The sequence below is a fragment of the Virgibacillus ainsalahensis genome (assembly GCF_055380755.1).
This window is the reverse complement of sequence record NZ_AP043943.1, coordinates 104,090-127,485: the sequence shown is the minus strand read 5'-3', so window position 1 is coordinate 127,485 and position 23,396 is coordinate 104,090. Positions and strand designations below refer to the sequence as shown.

Genomic DNA, 23,396 nt, shown 5'->3' with positions numbered 1-23,396 from the left:
TTATGCAGTAAGAAAATTTTATACTTCATAACTGCTAAAAAACGCCATCCTATTAACCGATTTTTCTTTTTTCAATTTTATCAATATTTTCAAGCATGATTCCGGTTCCTTTTGCCACACAGTTCATTGGCTCTTCGGCAGTAAAGACAGGAACCTTTAATTCTTCTGCCAGCAATTCTTCGATCCCATGAATTAATGCTCCGCCACCAGTCAAAATAACACCACGGTCAATAATGTCTGCAGATAATTCCGGTGGAGTTTGCTCAAGCACCGCTTTTGCTGTTTGCACTATTAATGCAACAGATTCGCGTAGAGCTTCTTCAATCTCGGCAGAATAAACAGTAATGGTTCTTGGCAGGCCACTTACCATGTCCCGTCCACGGATTTCGATTTCTTCTTTTCGTGAGTTTTTGTAGACGGTAGCCACATTGACTTTAATATCTTCCGCTGTTCGTTCTCCAATAAGGAGCTTGTATGCTTTCTTAATATACTGAAGAATTTCACCATCAAATTTATCCCCGGCCATTTTAATGGACTGGGAGGTAACAATATCTCCCATCGAAAGAACCGCTACATCTGTCGTTCCTCCACCAATATCTAAAACCATATTCCCGCTTGGCTGGAAGATTTCCATCCCTGCACCAATTGCAGCAACTTTTGGTTCTTCTTCCAGGTACACTTTCTTACCACCCGATTTTTCGGCAGCTTCCTTAATTGCTTTCTGTTCCACCTTCGTAATATTCGTTGGACAACATATAAGCATTCTCGGTTTTGAAAACACACCTTTTACGTTTATCTTATTAATAAAATGCCTCAGCATCGCTTCCGTTAAGTCAAAATCAGCGATTACACCGTCCTTCAACGGGCGAATAGCCTCAATATTCCCTGGAGTCCGTCCAACCATACGCCATGCGGCTTCTCCAACTTCAAGCACTTTGCCTGTGTTACGATCCAAGGCTACAACGGACGGTTCATTCAACACTATCCCTTTGCCTTTCACATGAATCAAAACATTGGCAGTACCAAGGTCAATTCCAATATCTCTGGAAAACATGAATCTAAATCCTCCTAGTATTAATAACTGTCTTACATCTGTAATGAACACACAGGTGCTACTAATATCATATTTTACCACAAAGTCCTATAATTAACTGCAATTCACTAAGATTTTTATACAGGAAATTTTACAGCTAACTGTGCACTTGTGCGAGGGCGACGTGACGCGGGATTCGGGCGATGCGCACTTGCACGAGGGCGATGATTCATAAGATTCAGGCGATGCGCACTGCCTCGAGGGCGATGATTCACATGATTCAGGCGATGCGCACTGCCTCGAGGGCGATGATTCATATCATTCGGGTGATGCGCACTTGCTCGAGGGCGATAATTCACGTGATTCAGGCGATGCGCACTTGCACGAGGGCGATGATTCATAAGATTTGGGTGATGCGCACTGCCTCGAGAGCGATGATTCACATGATTCAGGTGATGTGCACTGCCTCGAGGACGATGTTTTCATAATTCAGGCGATGACAAGCTATGAACACTCAGACAAATAATGGACAAAGATACACTTTATATTTTTTAAAATTAGAAAGAGGGATTTTTGTACTTTTGTAGAATAAAATAATATTAATATAATAGGAGGAGTGACTTTTTTGACTGGAAAACGGCGATATAAAAATTATACAATTTTATGTTATGAAGCTTTATTTAGAAACCTGCAACCGGCCTACAGGAGTAACAGCAAGCTGATGGATATTTATTCGAATTATGCAGCTGGTTATCATGGCGAAAAGATGGCAGATTATACCATATCCATTTACCCTCATAAAAATTCCTTTATTTATCGGGATCTCCGCTTACAAAATGGGCCTTACTTTTTCCAAATGGACAACTTGATTCTAACAGATAGGTTCATCCTTATTATTGAAGTTAAGCATATGGGCGGTGAATTGGAATACAATTCTGATTCCCAGCAACTGGTGCAAAAAAGAGGAGTCAAAAAAAGAGGATATAAAAGCCCAATATATCAGGCTGAAACACAAAAGTTTCATTTACTTTCATGGCTGCAAACCTTTGAGCTTCCCAGCATCCCCATCGAAACGCTCGCGGTCCTCAGCAATCCATCAACTGTACTTGAAAACGATCAGGACAACCCTTCATTTTTTGATAAATTTGTAATGCTGGAGGCCCTTCCTGAAAAAATTCATTATCTATATGAAAAATATCAATCGAAAATTCTGGATCGAAACATGATGATGAAGCTTCATAAATGCTTACTAAAAGGTGATATTCCACATAAACCGAATTTAATTAAACAGTACAATATAAAAGAAAAACATATTGTAAAAGGAATCCCTTGTACAGAATGTCAGCATCACCCGATGACCCGCTCGGGAAAAAAATGGGTTTGTCCAAAATGTAAACATATTGATTTCCACGCTCATGAACGAGTGCTTTTAGATTATTTTCTTCTTTATAAACCTACGATTACCAACAGAGAATGCAGAAATTTCCTTCATATAGAATCACCCAAAACTGCTTATTACTTATTAAAATCCATGAAGTTAGAATATACCGGTAGAAACAGCGCAAGGAAATACCACGCGCCCTCACTCGAAAACTTCCCTCAGGATTCATTGATTCCAATTGAACAAAAATCAATTTTTGATAATTGAATGTAAGGGCGATAATGGTGGGATTTCTGACGATGACCACTATCTGAGGGGGCGATGGTACGCGTGATTCAAGCGATGCGCACTTCCAAGAGGGTGATATCTCACGTGATTCAGGAGATGCACACTGCCACGAGGGCGATGCTCGACGTGATTCGAGCGATACTCACTGCCACGAGGGCGATGTCCCACGAGATTCGAGCGATACTCACTGCCACGAAGGCGATGCTCGACGTGATTCGAGCGATACTCACTGCCACGAGGGCGATGTCTCACTAGATTCGGGCGATACTCACTGCCACGAAGGCGATGCTCGACGTGATTCGAGCGATACTCACTGCCACGAGGGCGATGTCTCACTAGATTCGGGCGATACTCACTTCACTTCCACGAGGGCGATGATACGCGTGATTCAAGCGATGCGTACTTCCAAGAGGGTGATATCTCACGTGATTCAGGCGATGCACACTGCCACGAGGGCGATGCTCGACGTGATTCGGGCGATGATCACTGCCGCGAGGGCGATGTCTCACTAGATTCGGACGATGATCACTACCACGAGGGCGATGTCCCACGTGATTCGGGTGATGCGCACTTCCAAGAGGGCGATGTCAAACGTGATTCGGGCGATGATCACTGCCGCGACGGCGATATCCCACGTGATTCAGGCGATACTCACTTTCACAACGTCGATGTCTCACAAGATTCAAGCGATACACCCTGCCGCGAATACGATATTCAACCGATTCCCACCGACCAGAGGTGATTTTCATTCTGTACACGCACGCAAACTAAAAAAGCAGTATCTTTTCCTGCTTTTTTAGTTTATTTCATGTATAGGCACCGCAAATTGTTGATACATCACCTCCTCACGTCAGACAATTCATCCATCACCCTACAGGCTTGACTTCACTTCCATCCAGTCTGTATTTTTTTCTTGTTGCTTCACCTCCTCGGAGATGGCGGATTGATTTGTGGTATTCAAGGATTTCTTTCACCTGATTTGCCAGTTCGGGATTTATTGCCGGTAATCGTTCGGTTAAATCTTTGTGGACTGTGCTTTTGGAAACACCAAATTCTTTGGCTATCATTCGGACGGTTTTTCTTGAATCGACGACATATTCCCCAATCCGAATCGTCCTTTCTTTGATGTAATCATGCACACCGTTCGCCTCCCTGTGTTGGTTATTTCCGAGGTGTAATTTGAGACAAGGTGTAAATTTTGTTGTGGCCGCAAACTGCTTGGGTGATGTCGGATATGTATGTTCAAATGCGTGATAAGATCATGTACAAATGGACGAGAATTACAAATCGGAATGTTGAAAACCTCATTATTCCAGACTTTTCACATAAATAGACTGAAATTTCTGTAATTTATATTCAGAAATTTACTACAGTAGGCTTTGTTTACTGTGTAAGTTGAAAAGCCACACAAGCTCTCACCTCAGACAATTCAGAATGCTTGGTTTGTAATAGTTTATTACTGTCTGGATAGGTTTATGATAAAATTTATGTCTTTTAGAAATGTGGACAGGAAGTATTTAAACGGTGTGATAATTTTGGGAGACAAAGTGGGGCAAGTCCATTCCACTAAAACAATCAGTATACCATGAAAAAACTTGGCTTTTCGCCAAGTTTTAGTCGTGTGCCTTACTTCTTAACTGCTTAAGATATAAAAAGGTTCAACTTTTTCATTTAATTGAATTAAAAGGTTCTACCTGCTGTACGTAATATGCAAAATCTAACTTACAATCCACCTAAATCCGGATCTTGAAAGAGCCCCAAATCCACTGTCATTAATTCAGGGTGTAACAAGGCGATAAATGTTATTGCTGCAATACTTAAGAGCTTGAATTTCTTCACAAATATCCCTCCATTATATTATTATAGGGCTTGTCGAAAAAGTTGAACCGATTACACTTCTTCAATCCATCTGCTTTAACGCGTTTAGGGGTAATCTGCTGAAAAAGTAGTCACTCCGTTCTTCAATAAAGGCGTTATAAGATTCCAACAGGGTACTTTTATCCTTTCTTGCTCTTCCTAAATAATAAAGCTTGAACGGACTATCTATTGGTATTTCATCTAGAATGGAGATGGCCTTTTCGTGATTCCCTCGTGCAATTTCAAGATGTGCCTGTTCACTTTTATCTTCCGTTGTTACATTTTCTATTTCACTAAAGTGCGCCGATAAAAATGGAATATTATTATGCTGAATCGCTTTCACTTGGTTGGTCAAATTATGTTTTTTTGCTATTTCCAACGCCTTCTGTAAGTGGTTCATCCCTTGAAAATGGCTCTCAAACGTATAGGACAAACCTAATTTAATATGGAGATTTATCTTCGTTCTATCATTTTGTGTAAGATTTAATAATCGATAGGCGAATTTCCTTGACATGATTAATTCGTTTCGAAGCAAATAATAACTCACCAGAATCTGGTATATCCTGGTTTCAAAATAGGAAGCAAGCAGCCTGTCCTCAATAGCGTTCAAATGATGCTGATGCTCCTCTAAAAAATTACCCAGTTGATTATATTGTTTTAAATCAAAATAGGAAGTAATCTTTATATACTCAATAAGGAACTTCAACTCAGGTTCATCTGTTTTAAAGCTTTCCGCTTGCCGCAAAATGAGGTGTGGAGAATAGTGTTTTTGCGTTTGACTAATCATTTGGTAGACTTCCGCCCAATGTTTATTGGAAGGTTTGTCCGATTCCTTATTTTTTTGGATCAGAATGTGCAAATCTTTATAATAACCGTAAAAATGTAGAAATTCCATGCCTTTTTTCATTAGATTCTCTGAGCTAGTCTGCATACAATATTTTCGCATTTGTTCTCTCGCTGTGGAGTTATCATGCTCTCGTGACAGTGTCTCTATTACAGTATCCAAAGCTTGACCATCGTAGTGATTGTTTAAAGAATTGAACACGTTGAGGATCTCCTTCCGGCAATACACAATTGCTTACTTTTTATCCCATAAAACGATTATATTATTTATCATATTTTATAATACCACAAAATATATCTAATAAAAGCTCCAAAAGTTCGACAATTCTAAAAAAATTATGAAAAAAATAGGTCCTTCGTTATGAATAAAACTATATAAAAAAGAACCCCCTCAATATCTCCTGAAGGGATTCTTCCTAAATCGATCAAGCATTATTTATGCATCTTCTGATGAATCATTTGTTTCTTCTTCATTATCTGTTGTGTCTTCATCTTCCAATTCGGAATCTGCATCTTCTTCCTCTTCCATTCCAGAATCTGCATCTTCATCCACTGTTCCATCTTCCGTTTCTTCCGTTGCATCCGGCTCTTCTATACCATCAGGGACGTCGGCATCTTCTGTTGCTTCGGATTCCTCGCTCACCTTAGAATCCTCCTCCGCTTCCTCATCTGTAACGCCATCCAGACTGCTTACAGGCTGATTGAAATAGCTTTCCGGATCCACTTCATTCCCATTTTTTCTCAATTGGAAATGTACATGGTTCCCATTGTCCTGGCCAAATAGATTCTGACCCGCTGTACCTAATTGATCACCTTGGGAAACCTCGTCTCCAGCAGTTACTCCCACTTCATCCAGACTTGCATAATAAGTCATCACTTCATTTTCATGAGATAAACTTACAACATTACCAAGCAGTGGATCTTCTTTTACCTCAGTAACCGTACCACTCAATGCTGCCTGTACATCAAATGTCTCGCCATCAGCGGATGTAATATCAACACCTGTGCTCTGATAAAAGCGGTTGTTGTATAGAACCAGAGCGTTTTCCTGATCCTCTTGTTCTGCGCTGTAATCATAAAATTTAGTTACGATTTCTGCTTGATCCTGATTCGCGACAGGCATTTCAATATTTTCCTGCTGATCTGCAACTGGCTCTGCGTCCTCTTCAACCGGCGTCGGGCTAAAGTCATCACTGGTTTCCTCTTGTTCCTGATCATCCATTGCGTCTGGAATTTGGTTATCCACATTTTGATACCAAACCACAGCTGAAAGAAGCAGGGCAGCAATAGTTAAATAGACTGCTGGAAAAAACCACTTCTTACGGAATATACGGCTCCACTTATTTTTTGAAGCCCCTTTGTTTTCTTCATTCATAGCTTATCACCTCAACAACCATTCTGAGCAGAAAAAGGAAAATCTATACATTCTATTCAAAAAAATTGTTGACTTTATGGATTTTTTCTGCCGAATAGGGGAAGTTAAGAGATTTGAGCGACTTGTTTCTGGTTATTTGAGATAAAGTAGACTATGTCCTAAGCTATTTGAGGAGGCGATAGTTGGTGAGATTCGGGCGATGATCACCTGTCTGAAGGCGATGTTTTACGGGATTCAGGTGATGCTCACTTCCACGAGGATGATGTTTTACAAGATTCAGGTGATGAACACTTTCCCGAGGGTGATGGTTCATGTGATTCGGGCGATGCTCACTTCCACGAAGGCGATGTTTTTCAGGATTCGAGCGATGCTCAACGGCCTGAGGGCGATGGTTTTCAGGATTCAGGCGATACACAACGGCCTGAGGGCGATGGTTCACGTGATTCGGGTGATGCTCACTTCCACGAGGGTGATGTTCCACATGATTCGGGTGATGCTCAACCGCCTGAGGGCGATATTATTCATGATTCAAGCGATACCCACCTCCGCCTCTCTAAAGCTGAATCCATCATCCGCAAATCAAACAAGCAAAAACCCCCGTTATTTTGCAACGAGGGTTGGTGCTGTGTCATTAACTGTACTGATTTCTATGTCCTGATAATAATAGTTAACAATTTCCTGATAGTTTTTTCCTTCCTTGGCCATGCCTTCAGCTCCATACTGACTCATTCCGATTCCATGCCCATAGCCTTTAGTCGTAAAAATCAGGTGCTCGTTTTTCTGTTCGATTGTGAAGTCACTGGACCTGAGCCCGAGCTTTTCTCTTACCTCTCTGCCGGAAAAACTGTTTCCTCCGATTCCCAATTCTCTGACCCGTTTACTTTCCGTTCTTGTCAATTCCATTGCTACAGCCGTTTCGTGGGGTAAATCGACTTCCAAGGCTTTTTCTACCTCACCAATCGAAAAGGTTTCCTGATCCAAGAATTTAGGTGATGCTTCATCCCACGGGCTTTCTACACTTCGTAAATAAGGAAGCTCATTATCCCAGTAATCTTCCGAGTTTTCGGTATAGCCGTTGCTTGTTGAAAAGAATGCGACCGAAATCGGGGCATCATTATAGGTTATTATTTCCCCCTCGGTTGCGGCAACAGCTTTTTTTATCTTGTTCATTTTCTCAGGAAAGTCACTGCCCCATTGTTCTTTTAACTCTTCTTCATTTTTATATACCTGATGCTGGACGGTGTCTGTCACATCAAAACTGCCTTCCTTATCCTGATAAAGCACATGATTAACTATATAAGTCCTTGCTGCAAGTGACTGAGCCTTCAGTGCTTCCATTTCAAAATTGGCATTCATTTCGGAGGCTACCACACCGGCTACGTAGGACTCCAGATCAACATTTTCAACGGTGTCAGATGTATTTCGCATTACCGCTACAGAAAATGAGGAGTCCACTGCATCAGATTCAGCGGATTGTTCTGATGGATCAGGACCCTCTTCGACCTCGGCAGCATTTTCTACAACATTTGATTCACCTTTTTCCTCACCGCTTTCTCCAAACGGAATAACAATTAATGTTGGCAATACAAGTATCATCATCAAACTCGACAGGAAAAATATTACCGGCAATTTCCATCTTGATGAGATACGTTGGGAGCCCCCTAAATACTTGGGCTTTTGGGGCCTGACAAATGCGTTGTGTTCAATCGTCTTCATCTTTTTTGGTTTACTGGCATGTTGCTTGGGCTTCTCTTGTTTTAACCGAGTCGCCTGCTTTTTTTTCATGATTTTTGAAACAGTTTTATAGGTATTCTTGTGCTTTTTCATGGCCTCCCCCTTTACAATAACATCTACCACCTACTATAAATCTATACAAATCAGGCAACTAATAGAACAAAAAATTGAGTTGGGACACAGGGACAGATTCCTTGTCCCATTCCGTATCGTTCTAAAGCATAGCGAGGTACTTCTTTTCATGCAAACGCGTAAGTAGAAACCGGAAAATATGGAAGAAAACAATCCATCAACAAGCTTGTTTAATCAAGAATCCTCTTTTCCATTCACCCTTTACCAACTGGGACAATGTACCTGTCCCCCCGTCCCACCCGAAAAAAGGTTTAAGGGGGGTTAAAGTTAGGGTAACAAAGTAATTAGACATTATTTTGAATAGGAGGAATTATTATCAAATATTTCGGATTCACCATCTTATGCATGATTGGGTTTATGTACTTTTCGGGGACAGCTTATGCTGAAAAGAGTTATACCGTACAATTAGGAGATAGTTTATTTCGTATAGCTGACAATTATCAAATTGATGTAAACACTTTAATCGCGGCAAACTCTTCCATCGTTGATCCCAACAATATTAAGCCAGGACAACGTATTAAGATCCCGGATGAAAATGGGTCTCCTTTTACAGTCACAGCTTATACATCCGGGTACGAATCAACCGGAAAGTATCCAAGCGATCCTGCTTATGGCATCACAGCTTCTGGAAAAGTTGTACAAGAAGGACGTACAATTGCATGCCCGCCCCCTCTCTCATTTGGTACGAAAATACATATTCCAAAATGGGATGAAACCTATGTCTGTGAAGATCGTGGAAGTGCAATCACAAATGGTCATCTAGATATTTATAAGGAAAATTTAGAAGATGCGTTGCAATTTGGAGTGCAACAAGTACAGGTAAAAGTGTGGGATTATTAAAAAGAAAAAAACTTTCAACTGAGAGGGAAATCATCTGTAGAAACAAAGGAGCAGCATGGCACGATACCATGCTGCTCTTCTTAATATACAACCCGTGGCCCGACAAGGTTTTCGGGAGTGTCTCCATTGATTAATTGACACAAGTTACAATATCCAACCTGTCTATAATTCGATAAAAGACCTTTCAGATCATCAAACGTGCTGTCTGCCTTCAGCTTTTCCACTTCCTGACGATACAGACGAATGATATATTCAACATGAACTTCTGGCGAGAACTTATCAGAATCCTCATCCATCAACAGACAACCCATATACTGGTATTTAAACTGCAATTGGCGTGTCAGTTGAATGAGTTCACTTAATTTCTCATAAAGTGTTGGTTTTGCTTTTTGAAGTTGGTTAATTTCTTCATTTGCTGCTGTCAGCTCACTGAGACTTGTTGTGATTACCATACGTATCCTCCTTTTAATAGGCTTAATTCCAAGGTTTACCGATGGATAAATGACTCACGGTATCTTTATTCTGCTGCCGTTTAAGTTTTTTTATCTTTGCACGTTCTTCTCCTGTAGCGTAAAGAAACTTTTCTTCATCCGTTTCTGGAATAACTACCGGCACTTCAATTGGCTTTTTATCTTCGCCTAAAGCAACAAAAGTCAAAAACGCTGTTGTAGCGATTCTGCGGTTTCCAGTAATCATATCCTCTGCAATGACCTTACAGAAAATTTCCATCGAACTTCTTCCTGTATAGGCAACATATGATTCAATACAGACCTTATCTGATTGTCGTATTGGTTCCATAAAATTCACAGAATCAGTAGAAGCTGTCACACATTCCTTTACACGTGCATGGCTACATGCTGAAAGGGTTGCACATGCATCCAGTTTCTTCATCAGGACGCCACCAAATAATGTGTGGTAATTATTAAGATCATTAATAAGGACCTGATCATTTTGTATGATCCGAGTTTCGCTCATTTTTCTAGCTTTCATTTCCTATCACCTTACTTATCTATGACTAATCATTACTGTTATAGAAATATCTATTTACAAAAGCAATTATAGGTTACTTGTCCGGACGATGTACAATGCCGATAAATCATACTACTATAACAAAAATGTATGGAAACGCTTTTTAGTTGAAGTATCCATTACAGATGGAATTAAAAAAAGCCCTCCCCGACACGGAGAGAACTTCTAAACTTTCTATTTACTTTCCAACTGTAATTTTTCTTCTGCAAATCGGATGAACTCCTGTTTTACATACGATAATTCCTGATTCTTTTTCCATATGAGGGCTAGATGCCAGTTGACTGTAGGATTTGCTATTTTTATTTCTCTCACTTCACTTGTCAGGCCTTTGACAGTACTTTGTGGCAGCAAGGTTATTCCCAACTTTGAAGCGACCATTTCCTCAATAAAATCCAATTGAGAAGTCTCCGAAATGATTTTCGGTTCAAAACCTGACTTTTTGCATGCCTCATAAACATTATCCCTTAAGGCAAAATCAGTATTGAACATAATAAAATCTTCCTCTTTCAATTCCGCAAGAAATACTTCATCTCTATCAATAAGCTTGTGTCCTGGCGGGACAATCAGTGTTAATCTCTCCGTTCCTAATGAATGGTATGCAAAAATATTGTGACGTGCAGGAAGAAAAACAACCCCAAAATCCAACTTGTCATCTTTGACTTTTTCCTCTATCCGTTTCGATCCATCTTCCTCAAGCTGAAAAGTAATATCAGGATACGCTTCATGAAAAGAAGCGATTAATTTTGTGAAGAAAACAGAATTTATAATGGATGGAAGACCTATACTTATAAGCCCTTTCTTGTGAGAGGAAAGTTCATTAAGATCCTCCTGCATCATATGAAACTGATTGTCCATTTTTTGTGCATATTCATATAAAACCCTGCCCGCATCTGTTAATGTCAATTTTTTCCTTGACCGAATGAAAAGAGGCATCCCCACCTCTTCTTCAAGAGATTTGATGATTCTGCTGATCGCTGGCTGTGTAATATATAATTGATCAGCAGCGCGGGTAAAACTGCCTACCTGTGTCACCATGATAAAATATTGCAGATGTTTAATTTCCATTATGTTACCCACCCCATTTCTGTGGGACATAGGGACAGGTTCCTTGTCCCAGGGGGACAATGTACCTGTCCCTCCGTCCCACTTACTCTTCCGCTACCTTATCCAGCCATTCCTGCTGTCTTTTTTTCCGCAAGAGTTCTTGGTAAAAAGCTAATCGAACTACTTCATACAAAACCAAGGTAAAAATGGCACCAATCATAAATAGTAAGATGCCTATGATTAACCCCAGTCCAGTTAAAACAAACAGTCCTAATAACGACCATCTATACCCCTTCATAAGGGAAAAGCTTTTTTTTATACTCCGGAATATATTTAACTTGGGATCATCATGAAGAAGATACAAGGCCTGGGAAATACCTGCATATAGCCAAAAAAGCAGAGCATATATAAGAATAATTCCTAAAATTACGATACCGGATCTTATATCTAATCCAGCAGCATATATAAGAAGTCCACCAAAACCGGTGTATAAAAGCAACATCCAGAAAAAATATAGCATGAAATTATTTAAAAATAGAACAATTACCCCTTTATACAACAGACGCGGATGTCGAAACGGATAGATAATCGATGTCAGCAATCTCCCACGCATCGTTTGTTTCGTAAGGGTTATGTATTGAATCATAATAAAAAATAGAATGCTGTTAACAAATGCTTTTAGTAATAATGTTTTTAAGGACTCGGAAGTAGCCACGGACATCGGATCAAATCGAAGGCTGACCGTCCCTTGAACAGGAAGTGTCCCTATTAATAACTTAATAACATAGATGAAAAGGACCATTCCAATAATTTTGAGCCAGTTTCTGTTAAGTATATCTATCGCTTCTTTAAAAGCAGTGCCAATCATCATAGAATTCTCCTTAATAATTACCTGATTGCCATTTTACTTCATGGTTGGACCCAGCGCAATAAATCTGGAAATTGTAATAATAGTGATATTTTGTCTATAAATAGTGCAAATACTTTATCGGAAATGCTCCTTTTTCATAATCCCCCAAATCCCCCAAATGAACTTGGAAAATAAGCGCGATATTTCCTATACCGCTTATTTTCCAATAAAAAATCCACAGTGAATTCTATTATGAATATCACTGTGGATTTGCTAATGAATGGCTCGTTTGCACTAATAAAATAAACCCATTAGCAAGCTTGCATTATTTACTATTAATTTTTTCTATTCCGTTCATACCTTGCGTGACTGGCTCTTTATACTTCACAGTATGATCATAGAGATGGCAGGCCACATAGTGATCCTGTTCTACTTCCTGCCAAACCGGGGTTTCACTTGCACATACTTCCATCGCTTGCGGGCATCTTGTGCGGAACACACAGCCGCTTGGCGGGTTAATCGGACTTGGAAGCTCTCCCTTTAAAATAACACGTTCTCTGCTTTCTTCAACATCGGGATCCGGAATTGGTATAGCGGACAGCAGTGCCTGCGTATACGGGTGCAGCGGTTTGTCATAGAGCTTTCCACTTTGGGTCAGCTCAACCATATTCCCCAAATACATCACACCAATCCGGTCAGAAATCTGTTTCACCATTGATAAATCGTGGGCAATGAATAAAAAGGTTAATCCCTTTTCAGCCTGCAGTTCTTTCAGGAGATTAACAACCTGGGCCTGTACCGACACATCCAGTGCTGAGATTGGCTCATCGGCAATAATAAATTCAGGATCCAACGCCAATGCCCTTGCTATCCCAATCCGCTGACGCTGCCCACCACTGAATTCATGTGGATAACGATTGGCATGATCGCGGCTGAGGCCGACTTCTTCAAGCAACTGGTAAACACGGTCATTCTGCTTTTCCTTCGTTTTGTAAAATCCATGTACCTCCATCGGCTCGGAAATGACTTCCTTCACCGTGAACCTTGGATTGAGCGATGCATATGGATCCTGAAAAATCATCTGCATTCTTCGGTAAAAATCAAATTTTTCTTTTTCAGTTAACGCATGCACATTCATCCCGTCATAAAACACATCGCCCTCGGTTTTACCATAAAGCCCCATAATCGTCCGGCCAATCGTAGACTTTCCACATCCTGATTCCCCGACAAGCCCGAATGTCTCTCCCTGTTTTACATGAAAACTGACATCATTGACCGCCTTTAGAATCTGGCCTTTTCCCACAGCAAAATGCTTCTTCAGGTTGCTCACTTGTAAAATGGCCTCTTTCATGACAATTTCTCCTCTGCCATGTGCCAATAACGTCTTGCTGCACAAAGCTCTTTTTCATATTTGGTATCCGCTATCTTAATAATCTCTACACCTTTGCCTGTTTGTGGGGCATGAAGTAATTTCCCCTCCCCATAATAGATGCCAACATGGTGGATCTTTCCCTTGCCCTCCTCATAGGCAAAAAACAGCAAATCCCCCGGCAGCAGCTGGTCAGTAGGTACTTCCTTTCCTGCCTTTACCTGATCTCCTGCATCCCGGGCAATTTTATAGCCATTTGCTTTATGTGTAGCATATGCCAATCCCGAACAATCATAGCCAAAAGCACTCATTCCACCCCAGAAATAAGCAAGACCTATGAAACGCTCTCCAGCCTTTACAATCTCTTTTCCACTTTTCTTTTCCATCCCTTTTTCACCTGAGAAAATGTGAATCGCTTCTTTTGGCAAATAATAATTTCCATGGGCAGTTTTTACAATAATGCGGTCCTGTTGCACTTCAGCAATAGGAAGTATCGTCATATAGCTGATTTTCATAAACCTTTGCCCATCTTCCTTTTCCAAAAAAGCCTTATCAGCTGTGACAGTCACATATTCTTCACTGGTCCAGTCTGCTTTTTCCACCTGTTTTAATTGGGAGATCGGCACCCACCCCGGATAACCGCGGTCATCCTTTTTAGAAGGCTGGGACGGAACAATAACATGTGCCCAGTTATCCTTTGTCTCCGTGATAAGTACAGGCTCGCCATATAATACTTGGGACTGCACCCTGTTTTCATCACAAAGTGCCAGACTTTCTTCATAACTTAAATCATTTATCCATTGATCCAGATCTGTTGGATTTCCTGTTCCCTGTTTATCGATTTCTCTCGCTGATTGAGGAGCTGTCCATACAGTAGCTGACTGAACCGCAGTAATCCACAGTTTCTCAGGGAATTGATCAAACCTTTGATTAGTCATATAAGATTCTCCTTTCGCTCGAAAACCTACTTACAGCATCGAATTTAAGAAAGCATACAACTTTCTTGCTGGTCCGATATTTTTACCATTAAGGCCTGGCAAAAGCCACGTTTTCTAACTTATTTGTTTTAGTACGCTTTAACATCCATATCATACGGCTTTACCGAACGCCTGGTTCAACCTTCAATCTTTTATCTTTTGTTGACAATTCCGCCCTCGACCCAAGTGGTACAGAAAAATGCGGAAGGCAGTGTCCGATTTTAAAGCCTGCCATAACCGGGCCATGGTAATTCTGAAAATAATCCCGGAAAACCTCCTCCAATGTTAGGGAGTCCTGTTTCGTCGGTTCTGCTTCGGCAAAATCACCGATTACAATACCACAGGCTTGCGAAAGTTTACCGGAAAGCTTTAATTGGTTTAGCAATCCATCCACCCGGTACGGCTCTTCACCAATGTCCTCAAGCAACAGAATCTTGTCTCTTGTCTCTATTTCATAGGGCGTGCCTATCGTACTGGCAATCAATGATAGATTCCCTCCAACCAGTTCACCCGCTGCATGCCCGTGGCTGTGTACATGTAATGGAGATATTTTTTCAGAGTAAATAAGTGTGGTTGGTTCAAAGAGTTGTTTAAACATGCTTTTAGAAAGTTCTTCAAAATCATCTTTGGCAATATCAGATGCGGGCATTGGCCCATGAAAGGTTACCAGATCTGTCGCCTGGCGAATCGCAGTATGTAAATAAGTAATATCGCTATAGCCCCAGATGATTTTTGGATGTTGCCGAATCATTTCATAATCCACATCCGGTACAATTCTTCCCGCACCATAACCCCCGCGGGCAAAAATAACCGCTTTTATTTGCGGATCACCAATCATATCATGCAGATCAGCAAGCCGCTCACGATCGGTTCCCGCTAAATATCCATGAACGCGACCAAGATGTTTCCCAAATTTGACATGGAGACCCATGTTTTCAAAAAACGGAATAGCCTTTTGTACCGCTTCCAGACTCGCAGGACTTGATGGTGCAACAATCCCAATAGTATCACCACTATACAGACGTTCTGGGTATATCATTTACAATCCTCCTCGTAAAAGGTAGTGGAATCATCGAAATCGCGGATGGGAGCTTCGCCTTAATCTCGCTTAGCATCGACCTCATGAATGGGAGCATCGCCCGAATCTTGTTAAGCATCGAACTCATGAATAGAAGCATCGCCCGAATCTCATAGATCATCACCCTCGAGAACGAGAACTTCGACCGAATCTTGTTAATCATCACCCTCGTGAATGCATGCTTCGCCTTAATCTCGCGAATCATCGACCACGCGAATGAGAGCATCGCCTTAATCTTGTTAATCATCGACCACGCGAATGCGTGCCTCGCCTTAATCTCGCTAAGCATCGAACTCATGAATGGGAGCATCACCCGAATCTCACAGATCATCACCCTCGTGAATGCATGCTTCGCCTTAATCTCGCGAATCATCGACCACGCGAATGAGAGCATCGCCTTAATCTCGCTAAGCATCGAACTCATGAATGGGAGCATCACCCGAATCTCACAGATCATCACCCTCGTGAATGCATGCTTCGCCTTAATCTCGCTAAGCATCGAACTTTCGAATGGGAGCATCGCCCGAATCCAACCTATCATCACCCTCGCTAATGAGAACTTCGCCCGAATCCAGCCAATCATCGACCTCATGAATAGGAGCTTCGCCCGAATCCAACCTATCATCGACCGCAAGAATAAAAACTTCACCCGAATCTTCTAAAACATCGCCCCAACCACCCTCAAGAATGTGAGCATCTTCAAAAATAGGCGGCCCATATGCAAGGAGCCGCCTCTCATCAACTTTTTTTCAAAGAACGTTATTCCACATCAGCATATTTTAAATCAAAGTAACCTACCGGGTGACGCAGGATACCGGAAACCCCTTCTGCTTCCAGGGCGACTGTGTTATAGTAGCGGACAGGCATTGCTATCATTTCTTCTGCCAGTAACTTTTCAGCCTCATACAAATATTCGAAGCGTTTTTCTTCATCGGTTTCCGTCTTTCCTTTTTCAATCAGTTCATCGTACTCCTCATTGGACCACCCGGTACGGTTCATATACGAATCTGTAATAAAGCTCTCCAGGAAGTTCACTGGATCATTGTAATCATTGATAAATGAACTGCGGGAGAATTGCAGCTCCAGATTCTGCTGGGCCTCGGCAAAAACATTCCACTCCTGGTTCTCAAGGCTTACTTCAATACCAAGGTTTTCATTCAGCATATCCTGCATGGTTTCAGCAACTGCTTTATTCGTATCATTTGTGTTATAAGACAGGACAATCGGTGGTAATTCATCATAGCCTTCCTCTTCCATACCTTCTTCCAGTAAGTCTTGTGCATGTTCCGGGTCTAAACTCACAAGATCTCCATTGACATCACGGAAATCTTCCCCTGATGGTGTTGAGAACCCTGGAGAAACAAAGCCATAAGCTGGCTCCACCCCATTTTTCACAACAAATTCAGTGATATCTTCCCGATTGATGGCATATGCAAATGCCTTTCTGATTTTCTTATTTTGGAAAGGTTCTTCCGTCACGTTAAAACGGAAAAATTCCAGTCCGCCATAATCGCCGATGTATACATTATCACCATCGATTAACTCATCCGATAATTCTGGCGGGATGTCTGCGAGATGAAGCTCTCCGCTCTCAAACATCTGGTATTGTGTATTTGTATCATTAACCATTGCCCAATGTACTTCATCCAGGTTCACAACTTCTGCATCCCAGTATTCTTCATTTTTAGCAAATATCATTTCACTGTCATGTTCCCATGTTTCAAGCTTGAATGGACCATTGGATACAAAAGAATCAGCTTCGGCATGCCAATCCGGATTTTCTTCTGCTACCTGATGATTTACAGGGAAGAATGCCGGGTTTGTGATAAGATCGAGAAAGAACCCAGTCGGTGCTTCCAATTGTACTTCCAATGTCTTTTCGTCAACTGCCGTCAGACCAACATCATCTGCTGAACCATCACCGGCATTGTAGCTTTCAGCCCCTTCGATAAAATATGCCAGAAATGCTGCCGGAGAAGCTGTTTCCGGGTCAAGCATCAATTTCCAGGCATAGACAAAATCCTCTGCCGTAACCGGATCTCCATTTGACCAATTGGCATCCTCACGAAGATGGAATGTATAGGTCAGGCCATCCTCTGAGATATCCCATTCCTCGGCAACACCAGGCTGTGCCGTCGAATCCTCTCCCAACCGGGTCAAACCTTCCATCAGGTTATTTAAAGGAGCCCATGAAACCTCGTCAAACCCAATGGATGGATTAAATGACGATGGTTCCTCCAGATTGTTCAACCGAAGTACTTTTTCTTCTGCTTCCTCTGTTTCCTCTTCTGCAGCATCTGCTTCTCCATTTTCTTCCGCCGGCTCTTCGCCTGCATCTTCATTTGCTGTACATGCTGCAAGAACAAAAACAACAAACATCGCGAGTATTAACAACAGAAACTTTTTCACACTTATCTCCCCCTCTTCATTTTTGGTTCCTTCATGCCTGCAGTAAAACCACTATCATCCTGCCCTGCACTCATCTGACCTTGGTGGCAGCCAATAGCTGTTTAGCCCGTTCATCCTGCAGCCAGCAATCCACCTTATGTGTCTCGCTCAACCGGGAATCACCGGGATAAACTTTATCACACACCTCCATGGCGAATGGACATCTGGCAGTAAATGGACATCCTTGTGGAGGTGAGAATAAATCTGGTGGTGTTCCATCAATCGGGGTCAGCTTTTCCCCGTCCAGGTCTAACCTTGGAACAGATTTCAATAAGCCTTTAGTATATGGATGCTGGGGTTCATAAAAAATCTCCCGCTTCGTCCCTGTTTCAATGATTTTCCCTGCATACATGACCGCGATGCGATCGGCGATTTTTGCAACAACCCCTAAGTCATGCGTGATTAAAATAATAGCGACACCTGTTTTATCTTGAATCTTTTCAAAAAGTTCGAGAATCTGGGCCTGTATCGTAACATCCAGTGCAGTTGTCGGTTCATCCGCGATAAGCAATTCCGGCTCACAAATAAGTGCAATAGCGATAACAATTCGCTGACGCATTCCCCCACTGAATTGATGGGGATACTGTTTCAGCCGCTCCTTTGGATTTGGAATACCTACCAATTCCATGATTTCAAGTGCCTTTTGCTTTGCCTCGGCTACAGTCACCTGCTGATGCTGCCTCACCCCTTCCATCAACTGTGTCCCGATGGTCAGCGTCGGATTTAATGCAGTCATTGGATCCTGAAATATCATGGAAATATCCACACCACGGATGGTTCGCATTTTCTTCTCCGAAACTTTTGTTAAATCTTCTCCCTTAAACAAGATCTGTCCATCCGAAATCTTGCCAGGCGGATCGGGAATTAGCCGCATAATCGCATTGGATGTAACACTCTTGCCACAGCCGGATTCCCCGACAATTGCCAGGGTCTCCCCTCTATTCAAATAAAAATCAACGCCACGTACCGCTTTTACCGTTCCTCCATAAGTTGTAAATGTTACGTGGAGGTCGTTGACTTCGAGCATTTTTTCCATGATATCACCTACTTTCTGAGTTTCGGATCAAGCGAATCCTGCAAACCATCACCTAAGACATTAAAAGCGAACATCGTAAAAGAAATAAAGAAGGCTGGGAAAAATAATGTCCACCAGTAACCGGAAAGAATCGCCCCCAATGAATCATTGGCCATAACTCCCCAACTTGCATACGGCGCCTGGATACCAAGGCCGATAAAGCTCAGAAATGCTTCCGCAAATATAGCTGTTGGCACCGTTAGTGTCATCTGGACAATGATCGGCCCCATCGTATTTGGCAGGAGGTTTCTTCGGATAATCCGTGCACTTTTCGCACCAAACGATTGAGAAGCGAGGATAAATTCATAGTTCTTGATCTGCAGCACTTGTCCCCGCACTATCCGGGCCATCCCGACCCAGCCTGTGACACTTAATGCGATAATGATCGTGGAAAGACTTGGACCAAGTACAACCAGCAGTAAAATGACGACAAGTAAATATGGAAGTCCATATAAAACCTCAACAACACGCATCATCATACTGTCTGTCCGACCACCTTTATAGCCGGAGATACCGCCATAGATAATACCAATAGTGACATCGATCAAAGCTGCCATCAGTCCTACAAATAAAGATATCCTTGCACCATACCAGGTCCTCGTAAAGACATCCCGTCCCGCAGAATCTGTTCCAAACCAGTGCGCCAATGACGGTGGCTGGTACTGATTCGGCAAGTCCTGTTTATTTACATCATATGGAGAAAGGATTGGTCCGAAAATAGCCATAATCCCAAGCAATACCAGAAAAACGAGCCCGGCCATTGCCAATTTATTCTTTACCAGCCGCCTCCATGCATCTTTCCAGTAAGATAGCGATGGTCTGGAAACAGCTTCTGCTGCGTCTTTGTCTTTCTCTTTCCACTTGAACCACTCATCAGGCACCTTGGAAGGAGAATGGTCTTTTTGATAGTCATTTGCCGAGCGCATCTCATCCCCCCTCCTTTTTGTTCAATTTTATCCGGGGATCCAGAATGCCGTATGCGATATCCACAAGAAAGAGCATGATGATCAGAAATGCACTGTAAAATACGGTCGTTCCCATAATTACCGGATAATCCCGCTGGTTAATACTTTCAACGAAGTATTTTCCCATTCCCGGTATGGCAAAAATTTCCTCAATCACAAATGTTCCTGTCAAAATACCGGCAAGTAATGTCCCCATAATCGTAACTACCGGCATCAGTGCATTCCTTAATGCATGCTTGATGGTAATCTTCCATGGAGACAATCCTTTTGCCTTTGCCATCTTTATATAATCCTGTGTTAACACTTCAAGCATGGTGGAACGGGTAAGTCTTGCAATGATAGCCATCGGGCTTGTGGCCAGAGCGAGTATCGGTAGTACCATATGTGCTGGACTTGACCATGTCGCCACAGGGAAAATCTCCAAATTAACGGCTAATTGCTGAATCAATAATGTCGCCAATATAAAGTTAGGGATTGAAATACCAAGTACAGCAATACCCATTGCCAAATAATCGATAAATCCGTTATGCCGGAGCGCAGCGAAAATTCCTAATATAATTCCTGAAACGACTGCAACAGCAATTGTCACAATTCCCAATTCAAAGGAGATTGGAAATCCACGGCCAAGCAGATCATTTACCGATTGATCCGGTTTCTTGATGGATGGTCCGAAATCAAAGGTGACAATCGACTTTAAATAGAGCAGATATTGGATATGATAAGGTTCATCGAGATTATAATGGGACTCAAGGTTGGCCTGGACTGTTTCATTTGATGCTCTTTCACTGTTGAGCGGCGAACCAGGGATGCTGATCATCATGACAAAAGTTATTGTGATGATGATCCATAATGTTATAACCATAATAAGCAAACGTTTCAATATGTATCGCAGCATTTCGTAGCCCCCCTTTGAAACTGGTTGGTCTCTTTTTTTACCCAATCTTCAAATAATTATAGATCTCCAATCCGATAGCGTTCAATACCTCAGCAGACTTTCTATCATCCACTCCCTTTGCCAGAATAGAAGCAATCAATACCCTCTTTTTCACATAAAAGATTCCTATATCATGTCGGACACCGGGAATATAACCGGTCTTATTTGCGATTTGCCATTCGTTATTTGCTCCAGGGATTTCCCGATCATCAGGTGGCAGTTTTTTCGGGAGACCGTCTTGAAGCTGTTGTTTTTTCATGATGTTTATCATTTCTTCACAGGCATGAAAAGAAATAATCTTTCCTGTTACCATTTTCTTTAACATGCCAGTCATTTCGCTTGCCGTAATTATGTTATCCCCTTTTCGATCAGCAGGAACTGTCATCAGTTTGTGGTAAAGTTTACTGTCCTCAAGCCCAATTTCCTGCATCGTTTGTTGAATGTGGTTTATACCAATGAAATCAATCAGCATATTTGTTGCCGTATTATCACTTTGAATGATCATTAATGTGACAAGATCGTAAATGCTTAATAACGTACCTGGTGTCATATGCTGCAGTACGCCTGAGCCCCCGACAAGCTCTTCCCGCCTTAGTTCCAGTGAATCACTTAAAGCAAATTCTCTGTTCTCAAAACCCCGGTAAGCAGCAATCATTATCGGTATCTTGATTACACTTGCTGCATAAAATAATTCGTCCCCATTATATTGCCAACTTTCCCGGGTATCGAAATCCTCAAGCGCTATTCCCCATGTCCCACCTGCGTTATTCATCAATCCTTTAACATTCTCAGACAGCAGTTTCATGTAACCCCTCCTCACTACGATGAAAAGGCTGCTTTTTCTGCAAGCTCTGTCATCACAATCATTGCCTGGTACGCTTCCAGGATGTCTTTTGACCTATATGTAACGATTGTCGTTTTTGGTTCAATGGTTGTTTCCGGCATTAAGTTCGCCCACTCTGCCTGTCCGTAATTATTGAATTCAATACGCAGTGTCGGGTTTTCCGGCGGGATCAGTGGTTTTACCTTTTCTCTGTTTTGCAATGCCTTTGCTACCTTTTCAGTTAAAAGCTCCCCTGCTTTTTTCGGTGTTAAGCTTTTCACTGCCGATCGGGAAATGGTTTCTTTCACTGTTGCTGTTGTGATATTGGGAATAAGCGCTTCTGCTTCTTTTGTCGCCTGATCATCACCTGCCACAAGCAATAACGGTACACCGAAATAACCGGCCAGATATGCATTTAACCCCAATTCACCAAGTGGCTTATCATTGATATAAAAGTTTCGCACTGCTTGAACCATTGCATGTGACATCACACCAAATTGTCCTGCACGCGCATGATATCCGATGAACATGGCTCCATCATAGGTATTGTCCAAGCCTTGCATCATTGAGAACGGTTTCACATCACCGGTTATTAACGCCGCTTCCGGATGCAGTCTATCAATCAGGATATTATTCATTTTAGAATGGCTATCATTGATCAGAATATATTCACAACCGAAATGATATGCTGCATCAATGACATAATTTGTTTCTTCTGTCATAATTCTACGTCCATACTCATAGTTATGCTTACTGGGGTTAACATATGTATCGTCAGGCAATCCTGTAATTCCTTCCATATCCACCGAAACATATAATTTCATATGGAATTCTCTCCTCTAATGGTAAAATTATTAATAATTTTCTTTTAATTCTAACATAGATTGTTTAAAATAAAAAGACAAATTATTAAGGTGATTTTACAATTTTATTTTGGGATTAATTAGCTTCACAGAAGTGAGTAGATTCAGGTAGATTAGAAAACTTGACCGCCAAGCCTTTAGGCAAATTGCCAGAGCCCGTACTTATACAGAAAGAAAGTTTTATACTTTTGATATGAAAATAATTATTATTAGAACGGGAAAAATTATTCAGAACAACCACCATGAACCAAGATGATACCTTTTTCTGCTTGGCTCTTTTGATAAATTTTGTTGCTCCTTCACGTCGCAGTTGATATAAAAGACGAAGTAACTTAACAATGATTTCCTCTCATCCCTTACAAAATAGGTGCTGATACAGCGCTGCTTAAAAAATACTCGCTTTCCACGGGGAACGCTTCAGCCTCCTCACTCGCAAAGCCCGCTCGCTGCGGGGTCTT

General features: G+C 41.7%; 24 protein-coding genes. 5 read left to right on the top strand and 19 right to left on the bottom strand.

Annotated features, from left to right (window positions below; genetic code table 11):
• Positions 1-52: 52 nt before the first annotated feature.
• On the bottom strand, positions 53-1,054 hold the full coding sequence (gene mreB / locus ACZ427_RS00605) for a rod shape-determining protein (RefSeq protein ID WP_461176812.1): 1,002 nt from the start codon (positions 1,052-1,054) through the stop codon (positions 53-55).
• A gap of 203 nt (positions 1,055-1,257) precedes the next feature.
• Between mreB and ACZ427_RS00600 the strand changes: the two genes are divergently transcribed.
• The 3 genes from ACZ427_RS00600 to ACZ427_RS00590 all read left to right on the top strand — a co-directional run bounded on the left by ACZ427_RS00600 (position 1,258) and on the right by ACZ427_RS00590 (position 3,502).
• Positions 1,258-1,521 (top strand): hypothetical protein, encoded by a 264-nt coding sequence (locus ACZ427_RS00600; protein WP_464883491.1) that lies wholly within the window; start codon positions 1,258-1,260, stop codon positions 1,519-1,521.
• A 233-nt stretch (positions 1,522-1,754) separates the two neighbouring features.
• Positions 1,755-2,681: a nuclease-related domain-containing protein gene (locus ACZ427_RS00595; protein WP_461176810.1), complete on the top strand. Its 927-nt coding sequence runs from the start codon at positions 1,755-1,757 to the stop codon at positions 2,679-2,681.
• A gap of 542 nt (positions 2,682-3,223) precedes the next feature.
• Positions 3,224-3,502 (top strand): hypothetical protein, encoded by a 279-nt coding sequence (locus ACZ427_RS00590; RefSeq protein WP_461176809.1) that lies wholly within the window; start codon positions 3,224-3,226, stop codon positions 3,500-3,502.
• 66 nt (positions 3,503-3,568) lie between these two features.
• On the opposite strand, the gene spoIIID is transcribed toward ACZ427_RS00590, so the two are convergent.
• The 3 genes from spoIIID to ACZ427_RS00575 all read right to left on the bottom strand — a co-directional run bounded on the left by spoIIID (position 3,569) and on the right by ACZ427_RS00575 (position 6,777).
• Positions 3,569-3,841, bottom strand: coding sequence for a sporulation transcriptional regulator SpoIIID (gene spoIIID / locus ACZ427_RS00585; protein WP_461176808.1), 273 nt, complete (start codon positions 3,839-3,841; stop codon positions 3,569-3,571).
• A 761-nt stretch (positions 3,842-4,602) separates the two neighbouring features.
• Entirely contained in the window at positions 4,603-5,604 is a 1,002-nt protein-coding gene (locus tag ACZ427_RS00580; RefSeq protein WP_461176807.1) for an AimR family lysis-lysogeny pheromone receptor, read from the bottom strand.
• A 234-nt stretch (positions 5,605-5,838) separates the two neighbouring features.
• Positions 5,839-6,777, bottom strand: coding sequence for a peptidoglycan DD-metalloendopeptidase family protein (locus ACZ427_RS00575; protein ID WP_461176806.1), 939 nt, complete (start codon positions 6,775-6,777; stop codon positions 5,839-5,841).
• A gap of 199 nt (positions 6,778-6,976) precedes the next feature.
• On the opposite strand from ACZ427_RS00575, the gene ACZ427_RS00570 reads away from it, so the two are divergent.
• Positions 6,977-7,435, top strand: coding sequence for a hypothetical protein (locus tag ACZ427_RS00570; RefSeq protein WP_461176805.1), 459 nt, complete (start codon positions 6,977-6,979; stop codon positions 7,433-7,435).
• Here ACZ427_RS00570 and spoIID read toward each other — a convergent pair.
• Positions 7,378-8,604, bottom strand: a complete 1,227-nt coding sequence (gene spoIID / locus ACZ427_RS00565; protein ID WP_461176804.1) for a stage II sporulation protein D — start codon at positions 8,602-8,604, stop codon at positions 7,378-7,380. The genes ACZ427_RS00570 and spoIID overlap by 58 nt on opposite strands.
• Before the next feature lie 384 nt (positions 8,605-8,988).
• On the opposite strand from spoIID, the gene ACZ427_RS00560 reads away from it, so the two are divergent.
• Entirely contained in the window at positions 8,989-9,483 is a 495-nt protein-coding gene (locus ACZ427_RS00560) for a LysM peptidoglycan-binding domain-containing protein (protein WP_461176803.1), read from the top strand.
• Positions 9,484-9,563: 80 nt separating this feature from the next.
• Here ACZ427_RS00560 and ACZ427_RS00555 read toward each other — a convergent pair whose 3' ends face one another.
• The 14 genes from ACZ427_RS00555 to ACZ427_RS00490 all read right to left on the bottom strand — a co-directional run bounded on the left by ACZ427_RS00555 (position 9,564) and on the right by ACZ427_RS00490 (position 22,899).
• Positions 9,564-9,935: a hypothetical protein gene (locus ACZ427_RS00555; protein ID WP_461176802.1), complete on the bottom strand. Its 372-nt coding sequence runs from the start codon at positions 9,933-9,935 to the stop codon at positions 9,564-9,566.
• A gap of 22 nt (positions 9,936-9,957) precedes the next feature.
• Positions 9,958-10,473, bottom strand: a complete 516-nt coding sequence (locus ACZ427_RS00550) for an acyl-CoA thioesterase (RefSeq protein ID WP_461176801.1) — start codon at positions 10,471-10,473, stop codon at positions 9,958-9,960.
• A 213-nt stretch (positions 10,474-10,686) separates the two neighbouring features.
• Positions 10,687-11,577, bottom strand: a complete 891-nt coding sequence (locus tag ACZ427_RS00545) for a LysR family transcriptional regulator (protein ID WP_461176800.1) — start codon at positions 11,575-11,577, stop codon at positions 10,687-10,689.
• An 82-nt stretch (positions 11,578-11,659) separates the two neighbouring features.
• Entirely contained in the window at positions 11,660-12,427 is a 768-nt protein-coding gene (locus ACZ427_RS00540; protein WP_461176799.1) for a DUF975 family protein, read from the bottom strand.
• 304 nt (positions 12,428-12,731) lie between these two features.
• Positions 12,732-13,757, bottom strand: a complete 1,026-nt coding sequence (locus ACZ427_RS00535) for an ABC transporter ATP-binding protein (RefSeq protein WP_461176798.1) — start codon at positions 13,755-13,757, stop codon at positions 12,732-12,734.
• Positions 13,754-14,713, bottom strand: a complete 960-nt coding sequence (locus ACZ427_RS00530) for a C40 family peptidase (protein WP_461176797.1) — start codon at positions 14,711-14,713, stop codon at positions 13,754-13,756. Before ACZ427_RS00530 ends, ACZ427_RS00535 begins: the two co-directional genes overlap by 4 nt.
• A gap of 160 nt (positions 14,714-14,873) precedes the next feature.
• A complete protein-coding gene (locus tag ACZ427_RS00525; RefSeq protein ID WP_461176796.1) occupies positions 14,874-15,791 on the bottom strand; it encodes a S66 peptidase family protein in 918 nt (305 codons plus the stop codon).
• On the bottom strand, positions 15,766-16,479 hold the full coding sequence (locus tag ACZ427_RS00520) for a hypothetical protein (RefSeq protein WP_461176795.1): 714 nt from the start codon (positions 16,477-16,479) through the stop codon (positions 15,766-15,768). The genes ACZ427_RS00525 and ACZ427_RS00520 overlap by 26 nt, the downstream gene beginning before the upstream one ends.
• 110 nt (positions 16,480-16,589) lie before the next feature.
• On the bottom strand, positions 16,590-18,209 hold the full coding sequence (locus ACZ427_RS00515; RefSeq protein WP_461176820.1) for a peptide ABC transporter substrate-binding protein: 1,620 nt from the start codon (positions 18,207-18,209) through the stop codon (positions 16,590-16,592).
• A 100-nt stretch (positions 18,210-18,309) separates the two neighbouring features.
• Positions 18,310-19,314 carry an ABC transporter ATP-binding protein gene (locus ACZ427_RS00510; RefSeq protein WP_461176794.1) on the bottom strand — a complete coding sequence of 335 codons (1,005 nt, stop codon included), beginning with the start codon at positions 19,312-19,314 and terminating at the stop codon, positions 18,310-18,312.
• 8 nt (positions 19,315-19,322) lie between these two features.
• Complete coding sequence (locus ACZ427_RS00505; RefSeq protein WP_461176793.1) at positions 19,323-20,279, bottom strand: ABC transporter permease; 957 nt, start codon at positions 20,277-20,279, stop codon at positions 19,323-19,325.
• Between the two features lies 1 nt (position 20,280).
• The gene (locus ACZ427_RS00500; RefSeq protein ID WP_461176792.1) at positions 20,281-21,213 is read right to left on the bottom strand and encodes an ABC transporter permease; all 933 of its coding nucleotides are present in this window, start codon (positions 21,211-21,213) and stop codon (positions 20,281-20,283) included.
• A 37-nt stretch (positions 21,214-21,250) separates the two neighbouring features.
• Positions 21,251-22,057: a serine hydrolase gene (locus ACZ427_RS00495; RefSeq protein WP_461176791.1), complete on the bottom strand. Its 807-nt coding sequence runs from the start codon at positions 22,055-22,057 to the stop codon at positions 21,251-21,253.
• A 14-nt stretch (positions 22,058-22,071) separates the two neighbouring features.
• Positions 22,072-22,899 carry a M55 family metallopeptidase gene (locus tag ACZ427_RS00490; RefSeq protein WP_461176790.1) on the bottom strand — a complete coding sequence of 276 codons (828 nt, stop codon included), beginning with the start codon at positions 22,897-22,899 and terminating at the stop codon, positions 22,072-22,074.
• Positions 22,900-23,396: the final 497 nt, after the last annotated feature.

Excerpts from the sequence above, each read along its gene's own strand:
- mreB (WP_461176812.1), bottom strand. The coding sequence starts at position 1,054 with ATGTTTTCCAGAGATATTGGAATTGACCTTGGTACTGCCAATGTTTTG.
- ACZ427_RS00600 (WP_464883491.1), top strand. The coding sequence starts at position 1,258 with ATGATTCATAAGATTCAGGCGATGCGCACTGCCTCGAGGGCGATGATT.
- ACZ427_RS00595 (WP_461176810.1), top strand. The coding sequence starts at position 1,755 with ATGGATATTTATTCGAATTATGCAGCTGGTTATCATGGCGAAAAGATG.
- ACZ427_RS00590 (WP_461176809.1), top strand. The coding sequence starts at position 3,224 with ATGATCACTACCACGAGGGCGATGTCCCACGTGATTCGGGTGATGCGC.
- ACZ427_RS00575 (WP_461176806.1), bottom strand. The coding sequence starts at position 6,777 with ATGAATGAAGAAAACAAAGGGGCTTCAAAAAATAAGTGGAGCCGTATA.
- ACZ427_RS00570 (WP_461176805.1), top strand. The coding sequence starts at position 6,977 with ATGATCACCTGTCTGAAGGCGATGTTTTACGGGATTCAGGTGATGCTC.
- spoIID (WP_461176804.1), bottom strand. The coding sequence starts at position 8,604 with ATGAAAAAGCACAAGAATACCTATAAAACTGTTTCAAAAATCATGAAA.
- ACZ427_RS00560 (WP_461176803.1), top strand. The coding sequence starts at position 8,989 with ATGATTGGGTTTATGTACTTTTCGGGGACAGCTTATGCTGAAAAGAGT.
- ACZ427_RS00555 (WP_461176802.1), bottom strand. The coding sequence starts at position 9,935 with ATGGTAATCACAACAAGTCTCAGTGAGCTGACAGCAGCAAATGAAGAA.
- ACZ427_RS00550 (WP_461176801.1), bottom strand. The coding sequence starts at position 10,473 with ATGAAAGCTAGAAAAATGAGCGAAACTCGGATCATACAAAATGATCAG.
- ACZ427_RS00545 (WP_461176800.1), bottom strand. The coding sequence starts at position 11,577 with ATGGAAATTAAACATCTGCAATATTTTATCATGGTGACACAGGTAGGC.
- ACZ427_RS00540 (WP_461176799.1), bottom strand. The coding sequence starts at position 12,427 with ATGATGATTGGCACTGCTTTTAAAGAAGCGATAGATATACTTAACAGA.
- ACZ427_RS00535 (WP_461176798.1), bottom strand. The coding sequence starts at position 13,757 with ATGAAAGAGGCCATTTTACAAGTGAGCAACCTGAAGAAGCATTTTGCT.
- ACZ427_RS00530 (WP_461176797.1), bottom strand. The coding sequence starts at position 14,713 with ATGACTAATCAAAGGTTTGATCAATTCCCTGAGAAACTGTGGATTACT.
- ACZ427_RS00525 (WP_461176796.1), bottom strand. The coding sequence starts at position 15,791 with ATGATATACCCAGAACGTCTGTATAGTGGTGATACTATTGGGATTGTT.
- ACZ427_RS00515 (WP_461176820.1), bottom strand. The coding sequence starts at position 18,209 with ATGTTTGTTGTTTTTGTTCTTGCAGCATGTACAGCAAATGAAGATGCA.
- ACZ427_RS00510 (WP_461176794.1), bottom strand. The coding sequence starts at position 19,314 with ATGGAAAAAATGCTCGAAGTCAACGACCTCCACGTAACATTTACAACT.
- ACZ427_RS00505 (WP_461176793.1), bottom strand. The coding sequence starts at position 20,279 with ATGCGCTCGGCAAATGACTATCAAAAAGACCATTCTCCTTCCAAGGTG.
- ACZ427_RS00500 (WP_461176792.1), bottom strand. The coding sequence starts at position 21,213 with ATGCTGCGATACATATTGAAACGTTTGCTTATTATGGTTATAACATTA.
- ACZ427_RS00495 (WP_461176791.1), bottom strand. The coding sequence starts at position 22,057 with ATGAAACTGCTGTCTGAGAATGTTAAAGGATTGATGAATAACGCAGGT.
- ACZ427_RS00490 (WP_461176790.1), bottom strand. The coding sequence starts at position 22,899 with ATGAAATTATATGTTTCGGTGGATATGGAAGGAATTACAGGATTGCCT.